The organism is Microbulbifer maximicatervae (SeqCode), from assembly GCF_052468295.1.
On sequence record NZ_CP174340.1, the window covers coordinates 4123045 to 4135959 of the forward strand.

At 52.0% G+C, this 12915-nt stretch carries 13 protein-coding genes; 3 read left to right on the forward strand and 10 right to left on the reverse strand.

The window, feature by feature from the left end:
- Positions 1-15: 15 nt before the first annotated feature.
- Both argA and ilvD read left to right on the forward strand, forming a co-directional pair.
- The gene (gene argA, locus ACJJIQ_RS18225; RefSeq protein WP_445362655.1) at positions 16-1338 is read left to right on the forward strand and encodes an amino-acid N-acetyltransferase; all 1323 of its coding nucleotides are present in this window, start codon (positions 16-18) and stop codon (positions 1336-1338) included.
- A gap of 127 nt (positions 1339-1465) precedes the next feature.
- Entirely contained in the window at positions 1466-3298 is a 1833-nt protein-coding gene (ilvD, locus tag ACJJIQ_RS18230) for a dihydroxy-acid dehydratase (RefSeq protein WP_445362656.1), read from the forward strand.
- A gap of 42 nt (positions 3299-3340) precedes the next feature.
- Here the strand turns inward: ilvD and ACJJIQ_RS18235 are convergent, their stop codons facing one another.
- The 10 genes from ACJJIQ_RS18235 to lgt form a co-directional block, all read right to left on the reverse strand.
- Positions 3341-3985, reverse strand: a complete 645-nt coding sequence (locus tag ACJJIQ_RS18235; RefSeq protein WP_445362657.1) for a TonB family protein — start codon at positions 3983-3985, stop codon at positions 3341-3343.
- Positions 3986-4209: 224 nt separating this feature from the next.
- Positions 4210-5562, reverse strand: a complete 1353-nt coding sequence (locus ACJJIQ_RS18240; RefSeq protein ID WP_445362658.1) for a tetratricopeptide repeat protein — start codon at positions 5560-5562, stop codon at positions 4210-4212.
- A 14-nt stretch (positions 5563-5576) separates the two neighbouring features.
- Positions 5577-6194, reverse strand: coding sequence for an energy transducer TonB (locus ACJJIQ_RS18245; protein ID WP_444895889.1), 618 nt, complete (start codon positions 6192-6194; stop codon positions 5577-5579).
- A gap of 5 nt (positions 6195-6199) precedes the next feature.
- Positions 6200-6601, reverse strand: coding sequence for an ExbD/TolR family protein (locus tag ACJJIQ_RS18250; protein WP_108734754.1), 402 nt, complete (start codon positions 6599-6601; stop codon positions 6200-6202).
- Between the two features lie 112 nt (positions 6602-6713).
- The gene (locus tag ACJJIQ_RS18255; protein WP_108734755.1) at positions 6714-7241 is read right to left on the reverse strand and encodes a MotA/TolQ/ExbB proton channel family protein; all 528 of its coding nucleotides are present in this window, start codon (positions 7239-7241) and stop codon (positions 6714-6716) included.
- Positions 7242-7255: 14 nt separating this feature from the next.
- Positions 7256-8626, reverse strand: coding sequence for a MotA/TolQ/ExbB proton channel family protein (locus ACJJIQ_RS18260; protein ID WP_444895888.1), 1371 nt, complete (start codon positions 8624-8626; stop codon positions 7256-7258).
- The gene (locus tag ACJJIQ_RS18265) at positions 8623-9405 is read right to left on the reverse strand and encodes a DUF3450 domain-containing protein (protein ID WP_445362659.1); all 783 of its coding nucleotides are present in this window, start codon (positions 9403-9405) and stop codon (positions 8623-8625) included. The genes ACJJIQ_RS18260 and ACJJIQ_RS18265 overlap by 4 nt, the downstream gene beginning before the upstream one ends.
- A 287-nt stretch (positions 9406-9692) precedes the next feature.
- Positions 9693-10202 (reverse strand): dihydrofolate reductase, encoded by a 510-nt coding sequence (locus ACJJIQ_RS18270; RefSeq protein WP_445362660.1) that lies wholly within the window; start codon positions 10200-10202, stop codon positions 9693-9695.
- Between the two features lie 9 nt (positions 10203-10211).
- Positions 10212-11045: a thymidylate synthase gene (locus ACJJIQ_RS18275; protein WP_445362661.1), complete on the reverse strand. Its 834-nt coding sequence runs from the start codon at positions 11043-11045 to the stop codon at positions 10212-10214.
- A gap of 6 nt (positions 11046-11051) precedes the next feature.
- Entirely contained in the window at positions 11052-11903 is an 852-nt protein-coding gene (gene lgt / locus ACJJIQ_RS18280; protein ID WP_413665894.1) for a prolipoprotein diacylglyceryl transferase, read from the reverse strand.
- An 88-nt stretch (positions 11904-11991) separates the two neighbouring features.
- Here lgt and ACJJIQ_RS18285 point away from each other — a divergent pair, with 88 nt between their 5' ends.
- The gene (locus ACJJIQ_RS18285; protein WP_445362662.1) at positions 11992-12813 is read left to right on the forward strand and encodes an NRDE family protein; all 822 of its coding nucleotides are present in this window, start codon (positions 11992-11994) and stop codon (positions 12811-12813) included.
- Positions 12814-12915 lie beyond the last annotated feature (102 nt).

Genomic DNA, 12915 nt, shown 5'->3' on the forward strand with positions numbered 1-12915 from the left:
ACACGGTAAGAATTAGTGAGCGACGATAACGCCTCCCTGAACTGGTTTCGCCACGCGGCACCTTACATCAACGACCTGCGCGGTCGCACTTTAGTAATTGGTATCCCCGGCGACGCTTTAGAGCACGCCAATTTCCGCAATCTAGTACACGATATGGCACTGCTTGCCAGCCTGGGGGTTCGCTTGGTTGTTGTGCACGGCGCGCGGGAACAAATTAATCGAGCCCTGGATGAGCGCGGCATTGAAAATCGATTTCACGAGAGCCAGCGTATTACCAATCGAGAGACATTGGAAATTGTTAAGTCCGTCGTGGGCAAACTGCGCTTCGATATTGAAGCTGCTTTTTCCCAGGGACTGCCAGATTCACCAATGGCGCGTTCGGCCCTCAAGGTAGTCTCGGGCAATTTTGTGACCGCTCGCCCCAGTGGCGTGCTCGATGGCGTAGACCTGGGCTGGACCGGCACCGTACGGCGTATGGACACCAGCACTTTGGAGCAAAACCTGGATCAGGGTTCCCTGGTACTCCTTTCTCCCCTGGGCACATCCCTGACCGGGGAGCTTTTCAATATTAATTACCTGGATCTGGCCGCTGAGGCTTCCAGGGTATTGCGTGCCGAGAAACTAGTACTATTCCGTGAACCTGAGCAACTTCAAGTGGACGGAAATCCGGTACACGAGTTAAGTATTTTGCAGGCAGAACAGGTTTCACCCAAGGTGCAAAGCGCAACCCTGCGCTGCGCCATTCGAGCCTGTAATGCAGGGATCGCCCGTACACACCTACTTAGCTTTTGTAAAAACGGCGCCTTAATTCAGGAGCTGTTCCGCCGTGAAGGGGCCGGTACCATGATTTACCGGGACAGCTACGAAGTTGTGCGCAGAGCGCGAATTACCGATGTGGGCGGCATTCTTGGACTGATCCGCCCGTTAGAGAAAGATGGCGTTTTGGTACGGCGCTCCCGCGAGAAGCTCGAGGCGGAAATTGAACACTTCACGCTTGTGGAAGTGGATGGCACTCCAGTTGCCTGTGCAGCTCTGTATCCCATTAAGGATGATAAGGGCACTACCACAGCAGCCGAAGTTGCCTGCCTTGCCAGCCACCCGGAATTTCGCGGTGGCGGGCGTGGAGCCAAGCTGATGCGCCACCTTGAGAGACAGGCGCAAACAGTCCAGGTTGATGAGCTCTACGTCCTCACCACCCAGACAGAGCACTGGTTTATCGAGCAGGGTTTTGAGCAAGTCGGTATCAGTGAGCTGCCTACCGCGCGAAAGTCCCTGTACAACATTCAGCGCAATTCGAGAATCCTGCGTAAACGCCTGGGGAAAAGTCACTCCACTTAGTCATAGAAATTTGAAATATCTATCCTTATTACTCCTTTGATGGGTAGTTTGGGCGCAAAAACATCCCAGGAAAGTCCGTTTTTTGCTAAGCTGGCGCATTCATTGTTGCCAGCTGGAATCTGTGACTATGCCCCAATACCGCTCCCGCACCTCTACCGCCGGTCGCAATATGGCCGGAGCCCGCGCCTTGTGGCGTGCCACCGGTATGACGGACGAGGACTTCCATAAGCCAATCATTGCCATCGCAAACTCCTTTACCCAGTTTGTCCCCGGACACGTACACCTAAAGGATATGGGTCAGCTTGTCGCAAGGGAGATTGAACGCGCCGGCGGCGTGGCCAAGGAGTTCAATACGATCGCTGTGGATGACGGTATCGCAATGGGTCACGACGGCATGCTCTATAGCCTGCCCAGCCGCGAAATTATCGCTGACTCAGTGGAGTATATGGTCAATGCCCACTGTGCCGACGCCCTGGTTTGTATCTCCAACTGTGACAAGATTACACCGGGAATGATGATGGCAGCCATGCGCCTGAACATTCCAGTTATCTTTGTCTCCGGTGGCCCCATGGAGGCCGGCAAAACCAAGCTGGCTGACCACAAGCTCGACTTAGTAGATGCTATGGTGATCGCCGCTACAGATACGGCCTCCGACGAGGAAGTTGCTGAGTATGAGCGCTCTGCCTGCCCGACCTGCGGCTCCTGCTCAGGAATGTTTACAGCGAACTCCATGAATTGCCTGACCGAGGCCCTGGGGCTTTCACTCCCTGGTAACGGCACCTTGCTTGCGACTCACGCCGACCGCAAGGAGCTATTCCTGCGCGCTGGTCGCGAGATCGTAACCCTGACCAAACGCTATTATGAGCAGGATGACGAGAGTGCCCTGCCGCGCAATATCGCCAACCGCACAGCCTTCCGCAATGCCATGGCACTCGATATCGCCATGGGAGGCTCCACTAATACCATCCTGCACCTGCTGGCAACCGCTCAGGAAGGTGAGATTGACTTCACCCTGGAAGATATCGACAGCCTCTCCCGTGAGGTTCCACAGCTGTGCAAAGTTGCCCCCAATACCGAGAAATACCATATAGAAGATGTACACCGCGCTGGTGGTGTAATGGCTATCCTTGGGGAGTTGGAGGCCGCAGGTCTTATCGACTCCTCGCTGCCAACCGCCTACGGTGGTTCACTCGCCGATGCCCTTGCGCGCTGGGATATTTGCCGCACAGACGACCAATCTGTACTGGAATTCTATCGCGCGGGACCCGCAGGCATTCCCACCCAAACGGCTTTCAGCCAGGAATGCCGCTGGTCCACTTTAGATGCAGACCGCCAGCGTGGCTGTATCCGTTCTGCGGAGCACGCCTACTCCTCTGAGGGAGGGCTCGCCGTTCTCTTTGGTAACCTGGCCCCCAATGGCTGTGTAGTGAAGACTTCCGGCGTCGATGAGTCGCTGTGGAAATTCGAAGGCCCCGCACACGTAGTAGAAAGCCAGGAAGAGGCGGTTTCCAATATCCTCGAAGGGAAGGTCAGTAAAGGCGAGGCTGTTATCGTCCGCTATGAGGGCCCTAAAGGCGGACCTGGAATGCAGGAGATGCTCTACCCCACCAGTTATTTAAAGTCCAAGGGACTCGGTGAGCACTGCGCATTGATTACCGATGGCCGCTTCTCAGGCGGTACTTCAGGCCTCTCTATTGGACATGTTTCACCGGAGGCGGCGTCTGGAGGTAACATCGCTCTGGTGCGCAATGGCGATCTAATACGCATTGATATTCCAGCGAGGAAAATTGAAATCGCTATTGAGGAAAGTGAACTCGATAAGCGGCGCCGAGAAATGGAAGAAAATCCCAATGGATGGAAGCCCATAGAAAAGCGCCCTCGTAAAGTCAGCAAGGCACTGAAAGCCTATGCCATGCTTGCCACCAGTGCAGACCGCGGGGCGGTGAGGGAAATTGATTGATTAAAACTGCTCTAAACAAAACGGCCCCAAAGGGCCGTTTTTTTATTCCGCTATTTTATAGCTGATTCGATTACGTACCCCGTAGCGTTCCACTGGCTGGCCATTCTCCATTTGGGGTCGATACTTAAATCTTTCTGCCGCGGCTACAGCGGAGCGGTCAAATACCCTCGTGGGATTACCATTAGAGTCATAGCCCCCAACCACACGAGCGTCACGTACCGCCCCCGTTTTGGTTACTGTAAATTCTACAACGGCATACCCCTCTATCCCCCTGCGCAGTGCCGCATTGGGGTATCGCGGTTTAGCTTTATAAACTGGTAAAGGATCGCGCGATATTTGCACCCCGGTAGAGGTATCAGGAGTGGGCGTACCAATCACTACTTTCATCGTAACCGGTGTTACCTCAGTTTCCTCAACCCGCATCGTCGGCTGCTCCAGCACAGCTTGTGGCGGTGTAGGCTCCTCATAAGTTTGGGTAACAATCTCTTTTTTTGGCATATGTACCGGTTTTATCGCAGGCAACAGGCTGAGTTTGGGCTCCTCAATATCAGTAGCTACTAGTTGACTCATCAAAAAGATCAATCCAACTGTGATTGCAGCGGCAAAACCCAGGCTCTTTGTGTAACCCGCGAGTAAATGTGGGGGGAAAAATAAGGGGTTGGAAATTGACTGGCAAGCTCTGTCCATAACACCTCTCCTATTATTGTTAGGGTGCGATAAGCGGCATTCATATGCCGAAAATGGAAAAGCTGATCAGCTGTCTTTAATAATTGGCCAATTTGCAAAAAAATGCAAATAGTCTGTTAATACAGGTTATCTCAAAATTTTGTATTGCCGTGAGAAGAGAAAGAAGCATAAAAAAGCCGCGCATTACTGCGCGGCTTTTTTGAAACTTAAAAAGTTAATTAGCTTTAAATTGCCAACTGCTTCTCACGTTTCTGTTCACCTTCGATAAAGGTAATCCACTGCCTAGCCATTTTCTCAGATCTCTCACTTTTCAGTGCAAGCTTGAAGCTCTTCAAAGCTGAGTCATAGCGCTTCAGGTTGGCATTGGCCATACCCATAACAATTTGCAGTTGATCAATACGCTTAACACCGCCTTTGGCCATGGCTTTTTTGCCCATAGCGATGGCTTTTTCGTTCTGATCCAAATCTAAGTAGATACCAGCCAGGCGCGAGTAAATCTCACCTTTATCAGAAAGCTGGGCTGCTGCTTCCAGCTGCGGAATAGCTTTCTGAAGTTCTTGTGCCATCTGGTAGGCCTGAGCTAGGGTTTCCAGATTTTTAGCTGTATGTGGGATCTTCTTCTCTTGAATACCCTTAGCTATCACCTTGGCCCCTTTATAAGGCATTTCATGCCCCATAAAGAGATAACCCATATTCAAAAGGTCTCTATCCTTTTCCAAAGCACCGGCAAGGTAAGCTGCTTCCATCATATGCAGCTGGTCCTTGTCACGCTTCAACTCGCCATACATCGCCGCCAGTGTTTTGTAGTACACAGGCTTTGGATAGTACTGCACCAGTTTTTCCAAGACACCGGCTACATTTTTGTAGTCGCTTCGCTCGAAATAAACATATTGCTGCAATCCATACCATGCTTCTTTAGGTGTCTTACCCTCTTTTTCATACATGGATACCGCTATATTGATATCCGAGAGAGCCTTAGCCTGGTTGCCAACCTGGTTATAAGCCTGGGCACGTAAAGCGTAGGAATCAGCAGTAATACGATCGGAGACCTTAAACCACTGGTTCAGGTAGTTAATCGCCTGCTTGTAATCCTCAGTGACAAAATAGAGCTGAGCCAGTGTAAATAAAGTTCCTACTTCCAAAGCAACCGGCAGGTTTTTTTCACCCTGGTCTAGCACCTTTTTAAAATAGGGAATCGCCTCTTTGTAACGCTCAGTGCTGTAGTAAACAACACCGAAGAAGTTATACATCTGGGCAACTTCATAACCGTTGAAGCGCTTCTTAGCCTCATCCATTTCTTTCAGCGCTACAAGTGCAGCCGGCCAATCCTCCGCATCAGCAGCTTCCTGGGCTTTCTCCAGCTTCTTATACGCAGCTTCACGCATTGCCGGAACTTTACGAGTCTTTTGCTTGCTCGGCTTTTTCTGTTCCTGCGCCTGTGCAGAAGCGAAAGGAGCAGACACCCCTACCGCGTCGAGCACGGTAACGCTGACCGTCGGTGCCAGAACCAAGGGTAGCGCTACTGACGTGCGCAGAGCGAACTTGGACAAACCTTTAGTGATGGTCGTCAACTTCATAGTGCTTCCCCCTTTTAGTCCTTAGCCATGTTAAAGCTGATCTTAGTTCTAACATTAGGAACTTCGGTCGGCTTGCCATCGACTACCCGCGGCTTGTACTTGTACTTCAACGCGGACTTCAAAGCTGCGCGATTGAAAACAGTTGTGGGTTTACCCTTCAGCGTAAACGCCTCAATCACTATCGGATCACGTACAGAGCCATTAGTCGTTACGGTGTATTCAACGATTACATAGCCTTCTATACCACGCTGCTGAGCGCGACGAGGATATTGCGGTTGTACTTTAACGATGGGCAGGTAATCACCCTCGCCAAAACTGAAGCCAGACAGCTTAACATCACCACCCGCTTTGGGAGCAGCAATACTGATGTTGCCATCAATATTCGGTTCCTCGAAGTCAGGCTCCGGCATCTCCGGCGGCGGAGTGTCTGGCTCGTCTGGTTTTACCGGCTTGGCGGTGTCGTACTGTGTTTCAATCTTCGTATCAGGCATCACCACATCGGCAACTTTGAAAGTTTCCTTTTCCTCAGGAGCTTTCATGTTTGCTGCAATCAGCTGATGCATGGTGAAGATGAGGCCAAAGGTCGTGGCTACCGCCAATGTACCTGCCCCAAGAAGTCTTACCGGATTCATAGCTGTTAACTCTTCTCTGTAGCGACGGAAACTTTCTTGATACCAATCTTCCTGGCTGCTTCTGCAATCAGGGCAATCTTCTCAATGCTTGCTCCCTTATCGGGCTGAATTACCAACCACCCTTTCGGGTTTTCCGAGTAGAGACGCTCCAGGACAATTCTTACCTGGCGCTCATCAACCTTCTCTTTAGCAATCCAAACCTCGTCACTGTCGTTGATCGCTACCAGGATAGAGGCGGCCTTGAGTTCAGCGGTTGTCGCTTCCGGCTTCTCAACATCAGCACCTGGCTCCTTAATAAAGGTCGCGGTGACGATAAAGAAGATCAGCATGATAAACACCACGTCCAGCATAGGCGTGAGGTCAATTGCGCCGGCTTCTTCTTCTGCCGTATTTTGTCTTTTGCTCATAGCAACTCTCTTAGCGAACTTTTCCAGCGGGGACTCAGGGAGCCCCCGGCAAAAGTATCTGGCTTGGCTAAACCTTCACAGCAAATAAACGGAGTTATTCGCTGGTGTATGCTTAGTGATCCATTGTCAGATGATCTTCCAGCAGCTGGGTTTCACGCTCAGCTTTACGGGCTAGATAAGTGTTGGCAAATACGCCTGACAGGGCCGCAACCATACCCGCCATTGTTGGGATAGTTGCCATGGATACACCACTGGCCATCTGCTTGGCGTCACCACCACCTGTAATCGCGAGAACATCGAACACGTTGATCATGCCCCAAACCGTACCCAACAGCCCAAACAAAGGGGCCAGGGCGACACAAGCTTGGATCATGTCCATATTGTCCTGAATTTTCTCGGATACCCGGGAAATCATTGCATAACGGATCTGGTGCGAAGCCCAGGATTTGCGCTCACCGCGCCCCTCCCATTGATCTACCGCACCTTGAACGTCACTTTTCAACCCTTTGTTAAAGTAGAAAACACGTTCAAAAATCAGCGTCCACATAAAGAAGGTCAGGCCGGCGATCAGGAACAGTACTGGCCCGCCCGACGCCATAAAGGCGTTGACGGCGGCCCATGCGTCGATTAATGCGTGCATGTTGCCGCCTCCTCTTATTTGCGCTCGGCGTTTTCTGCCACGATACCGGCGCTCTGCTCTTCAAGAATATGCAGAACACGCTTGGCACGGGCATTTACAATGGTGTGCATCAATACTGTCGGAATAGCAACACACAGGCCGAGAACGGTGGTGATCAGGGCTGAGGAAATACCGCCGGCCATTGCCTTGGGATCGCCCGCACCAAAGATAGTGATCGCCTGGAAGGTTACGATCATACCGGTAACAGTACCCAGCAGACCTAGCAGAGGAGCAACCATCGCGATGATCTTCAGCAGGTTGAGGCCGGATTCGATTGCCGGACGCTCTTTCAGTACTGCTTCTTCCATCTTCAGCTCGAGAGTTTCGCCGTCTACACCTTTGTTCTCTTCCGCAACAGCCAGTACACGACCCAGTGGGTTATTGGTGTTCGGAGTAGAGGAACGCAGCTGAGCATTTACTTTAGCACCGACGCCAGTCAGAACGATCAGACGGAAGATAGCCAGCAGCATCGCGAAAACACCAACAGCAGTGATGATGTAACCAACGATGTCACCCTGGTGCCAACGCTCTACGATGTCCGGGCTGTTGATCATAGCTTTCAGGTAGGAGCCACCGGTAGGACCAGTCGGGTCTACACCGAAGGCACTGAAACCACCGGTAGAGGTTTGCAGAGCTTCAGCCATGCCCTGGAACTTGGCGTCCGGCTGACGGATCAGCTCAGCCATTTTGTAGGCATTGTTCATTTCCAGGTATTTACCATTGGAAACCAGGTTGAAGTTACCTACGCGAACCACTTCCTGATCAACCTGTTCACCATTTGGCTTGATCACGGTTGCGTTAAACTTAACGATTTTGCCGGATTCAACAGTTTCACGCTGAATTTCAAACCACAGACGCTCGATTTCCTCGATAGTCGGCAGTTTGGTAGCAGTATTCATCTTGGCCAGAAGACCGTCGATGAACTCTGTACGACCGGGGTATTGGGCAGAAACCAGAGAGGAGCCAATGTTGGCGCGCAGGTCAGCTGCGGTAGAAGACATATGACCGAACAGCTCTTTCAGGGAGCCCATACGCTCATCCAGCTGTTGACGTTTCTGGTCTACAGCCACTTCCTGCTCCTGGTATTTCTTTTCCAGTTCAGCAGAGCGCTTTTCTTCAGCGGTACGAGTGTTTTTAGCTTGATTCAGCAGAGCATTCTGGTTGGCCTTCTGGCGGCGGAACTCAGCTTCACGCTGCTTGTGTTCTTTGGACTCGGCAACTTTGGATTGCTGAACCATTTTCAGCAGGTCATCCAGAGAAGAGGCCTTCTCCTGTGCAACTGCGGAGAAACTGATCAGGCCAGCTGCTGCCGCCACTAAAATGCGTTTGGCGAAAGAGGTTTTCATTGCGCTGCCTCCGGAGCCGGGATCGGCATGGTCATGATGTCGATAGTGGCCTGCTTCTTGGCAATTTTCAGACCGTTCATAAGAGCGCGACGGTATTCACCAGCATCGATCTCAACAAACTTTTTCTGCTCTTTGTCATAAGCGAGGGAAATTTGAGCATCTGTCGTCTGTGCCAGCAGGGCGATACGACCGATTTGCAGAACGCTTACCTCACGCTCCTGGCCAGCAATGGTCAGGGTATCGCGGTAAGAGTCGATCTTGCGGGCGTATTCCGCTTCGAAGTTGTACAGTTCCAGCACCTGGCGGAACTTCTCCGCAACACTGACATCGGAACGGTCCATGGTGCTCTTAACACCGTTGAGGTTCGCAATACGCTCATCGCGCTTAAACGGTGCATCCAGCTCAATGAACTGCTCCAGACCGTCCAGCATACGCAGAATCAGCGGCTGGATCTGACGCTCAATGACAGTAACGTTGGCAATAGACTCGTCCAGCTCATTGATCACTTCAAGCTGGTTAGCCAGCTGTTTTTCCAGCTGACGGTTGTATACGCGCAGACCATCGATTTCTTTGTTAACCACCTTGAAGTCCTGCAGCAGGCTGCTGGTTTCGTCGGCAATCTTGTCGATGCGTTTTTGCGATGCCTGGGCCGCAGTGGTTTTCTGCTGGCCGACGGCGAGTACATTATCGAGAGTATCCGCAGTGGCTACGCTGCCGTAGAGCGCGCCGGCAGACAGCGCAGTGGTCAGCGCCACAGCCATGAATCGCTTGGTTTTCATTAGACCCCCCAGTGGGTTCAATATTTCACAACATGGTCGCGATGAGTTAGCTGCCACAACGCGGTGTCCTTTTGTTTTAAAAACATTGGTTAGAAGACAGCTAAGAGCCGCACATTGTAAACAGCCGATTTGATTATTCAAATGCCGATTGCCAGCATCGGCCCGCTTGGGTAGCAAGGTAACACTTGGGTAACATTCCCGGGTTACTTGCACACATTAGCGGCGACTTTCCTTGTGTAGGCTGTTGGAGAATTTAACAGATCGATCAACTTTTGATCAAATTGTTTTTATTTAAATCTGTCATATTGGACTAATGAGTAGTTGTACTCATTCCTGTCCGAGGCCGGGTAACACTCTCGTGCCGATTCGACCCAGGAGTCATCCATGTCGGGAAAGTATGCATCCCCGTCGATATTTGCGTCAACTTCGGTGACATATAAACGGGCAGCCAGTGGCAGTGCCTGGCGGTAAATTTGTGCTCCACCAATGACCATCACCTCGCTTGCCCCACTGTCTTTGGCGCTTTCTTGAGCCAGACTCAGGGCTTTATCCAGAGACTGGACCACCTCAACGCCATCCGCAACCCAATCGGTATTACGCGTAATGACAATATTTACGCGCCCCGGAAGTGGGCGACCAATAGACTCAAAGGTCTTTCGTCCCATTACTACAGGCTTCCCCATAGTGGTCCGCTTAAAAAACTGCAGATCGCCAGAGATGCGCCAGGGGAGCTCATTGTCCTTACCGATAGCACCATTGCGGGCAACCGCCGCAATCAAAGCAATAGAAACCGTCATTACTGCCCCTTAAACCGCTACAGGTGCTGGAATATGTGGAAAGGCTTCGTAACCTTTGAGTTCAAAGTCCTCGAAGCGGAAAGAAAACAGATCTTTCACATCTGGATTCAAGTGCATTTGCGGCAGAGGCAGAGGGTCGCGCTGCAATTGCAGTTCGACCTGCTCCATATGGTTGGAGTAGAGGTGAGCATCACCAAAGGTGTGGATAAAATCGCCGGGCTTCAAACCGCATACCTGTGCCAGCATAAGGGTCAGCAGGCTGTATGAGGCGATATTGAAAGGCACCCCCAGGAAAATATCTGCGCTTCGCTGGTACAGCTGGCAGGACAACTTGCCATCAGCGACATAGAACTGGAACAGGGCGTGGCAGGGAGCCAGGGCCATGCGCCCTTCACGGGCATTATCAGCAGGTGAAACACCTTCATCTGGCAGATCCGCAGGGTTCCAGGCGCTAACCATCAGGCGCCGGGAGTCCGGGCGGGTTTTCAATTGGTGTACCAACTGCTCAATTTGGTCGATCTGGCGACCATCAGAAGTGGGCCAGGAGCGCCACTGATGGCCATATACAGGGCCCAGATCACCGTCCTCTGTCGCCCACTCATCCCAAATCCGCACCTTATTGTCCTGCAGATAGCGGATATTGGTATCCCCCTGCAAAAACCACAGAAGTTCGTGAATAATCGAGCGTAAATGGCACTTTTTAGTGGTGATCAGCGGAAAACCCTCCGCCAAATTAAAGCGCATTTGATAGCCAAATACACTGAGAGTACCAGTGCCGGTGCGGTCACCTTTAACGGTGCCGTTATCGCGCACATGGCGCATTAGGTCGAGATACTGCTTCATCTACTGCTATGCTCCGCCTTTAACTCGGGAAGACCCTGCTTTCTTACCTTTCTGCTCAGTTCGCCCCTCGGGAAGCGGCTGAGTTTTATAACTCCACACCAGCAATGCGATGCCGGCAATAATCATTGGCAGGCTCAAAAGCTGCCCACGAGTCATCCATCCAAATAAATCAAAACCAATATGCCCATCGGGCTCCCGGACAAACTCCACCAGGAAGCGGAATACACCGTAGAGCGTCACGAACATACCGCCCACCGCGAGTCGAGGGCGCGGCTTACTGGAGAACCACCAGAGCAGCGCAAAGAGAACCAGCCCCTCAAGGAAGGCTTGATACAGCTGGGATGGGTGCCGGACCAGAAGGTCCGGGTCCTTTGGAAAGACCATGCCCCAAGGGCCTTCAGTTTCACGCCCCCAAAGCTCCTGGCCAATAAAATTACCGATCCGCCCGAGCCCAAGACCGATGGGCACCAGAGGAGCAACGAAATCAATTAGAGCCGGGAAGGTTGTACCAATTTTGCGCGCATAGAGTGCCGTGGCCAACATTACCCCTATCAGCCCGCCGTGGAAGCTCATCCCTCCTTCCCACAACCGGATCAGTGATATCGGGTCTTCGAGCAACTGGGGGAAGTTATAAAAGAACATGTACCCCAAGCGGCCACCGATAACGACACCAATGGCACAGTAGAGAATCAAGTCCTCAACTTCGGATTTAATAACCGGTGACCAGGGTTTGGCACTTCGGCGCAATGCCAACCACCAGGCCGCGACAAAGCCAGCCAAGTACATCAGCCCATACCAGTGCACTTTTAAGGGGCCTATTGCAAAGGCTACCGGGTCAATTTCGGGATAGGTCAGCATGGGGGAATCGCGATTGCCAATAAAGGGCGTATTATGGTCGTAAAGCCCCCCGCTGTGGAAGGGCAGCTTGCCCCTAGGGAAGATCCCCATGTGTCTACTGCTATTCGCCTATCAATGCCACCCGAAATACCCTCTGCTGTTGATCGCCAATCGGGATGAGTTTTATCAAAGGCCAACCGCAGCAGCAGAGCACTGGCCCGGGACCGGGCTAATTGCGGGTAGAGACCTTGAAGCTCAGGGAACCTGGGCCGGCGTATCCCCCGGCCGGGTCGCGGCTGTAACCAATATCCGGGAGCCTGGGACACCGGAACCTGTAGGAGCGCTTTCCCGCGGAGAAATACCGCAGAAATTCCTCAGCCAACAAATTAGCCCTGAGCATTTCATCCACTACTTGGAATCCCAGCAATATCGAGGCTTTAACGCCCTGCTGTTTGATATTCAGAATCAAAACACTCTCTTCTGTGCCGGGAACCGGCACAAGCCATTTACTTTTGAACCGGGCATTCACGGTATCTCCAACGGAGCACCAGACGAACCCTGGCCAAAGGTGGAGAGGGGCAAAGCGGGGCTGGCAGAAATAATACCTGCGGCCGACCAGCTGGTAACAATCGAGAGCTTTGTGGAGCCAGCCCTGGCACTACTCAAAGATCGCACCCCCGCGCCGGACCAACAACTCCCCCATACTGGACTGCCACTGAAGATTGAGCGGGCACTCTCTCCTATATTCATTCAAATTGATGCCGATAGCTCGGCGACAGAACCAATGCTTCGCAATGGAGGCTACGGCACCCGCGCGAGCGCCGTAATCACCATCGACCAGAGGGGGTGTGGCCAACTTTGGGAGCAGACTTTTATACAGGGCAATGAAAATGGCCCCCTGCGCTACTTCACTACTAAGTCGCCCAATTAAGCGGGCTCAATGCTAATGGCAGAGAAATTGTGCATAACTTTTTGTGCAAGCCTCTGCACCATATTCAAATAAGCCCCAGTAAACACGCCCCTTTTTCACCCA

Coding starts and splice junctions, on each gene's coding strand:
- ilvD (WP_445362656.1), top strand. CDS start 1,466: ATGCCCCAATACCGCTCCCGCACCTCTACCGCCGGTCGCAATATGGCC.
- ACJJIQ_RS18235 (WP_445362657.1), bottom strand. CDS start 3,985: ATGGACAGAGCTTGCCAGTCAATTTCCAACCCCTTATTTTTCCCCCCA.
- ACJJIQ_RS18240 (WP_445362658.1), bottom strand. CDS start 5,562: ATGAAGTTGACGACCATCACTAAAGGTTTGTCCAAGTTCGCTCTGCGC.
- ACJJIQ_RS18245 (WP_444895889.1), bottom strand. CDS start 6,194: ATGAATCCGGTAAGACTTCTTGGGGCAGGTACATTGGCGGTAGCCACG.
- ACJJIQ_RS18250 (WP_108734754.1), bottom strand. CDS start 6,601: ATGAGCAAAAGACAAAATACGGCAGAAGAAGAAGCCGGCGCAATTGAC.
- ACJJIQ_RS18255 (WP_108734755.1), bottom strand. CDS start 7,241: ATGCACGCATTAATCGACGCATGGGCCGCCGTCAACGCCTTTATGGCG.
- ACJJIQ_RS18260 (WP_444895888.1), bottom strand. CDS start 8,626: ATGAAAACCTCTTTCGCCAAACGCATTTTAGTGGCGGCAGCAGCTGGC.
- ACJJIQ_RS18265 (WP_445362659.1), bottom strand. CDS start 9,405: ATGAAAACCAAGCGATTCATGGCTGTGGCGCTGACCACTGCGCTGTCT.
- ACJJIQ_RS18270 (WP_445362660.1), bottom strand. CDS start 10,202: ATGACGGTTTCTATTGCTTTGATTGCGGCGGTTGCCCGCAATGGTGCT.
- ACJJIQ_RS18275 (WP_445362661.1), bottom strand. CDS start 11,045: ATGAAGCAGTATCTCGACCTAATGCGCCATGTGCGCGATAACGGCACC.
- lgt (WP_413665894.1), bottom strand. CDS start 11,903: ATGCTGACCTATCCCGAAATTGACCCGGTAGCCTTTGCAATAGGCCCC.
- ACJJIQ_RS18285 (WP_445362662.1), top strand. CDS start 11,992: ATGTGTCTACTGCTATTCGCCTATCAATGCCACCCGAAATACCCTCTG.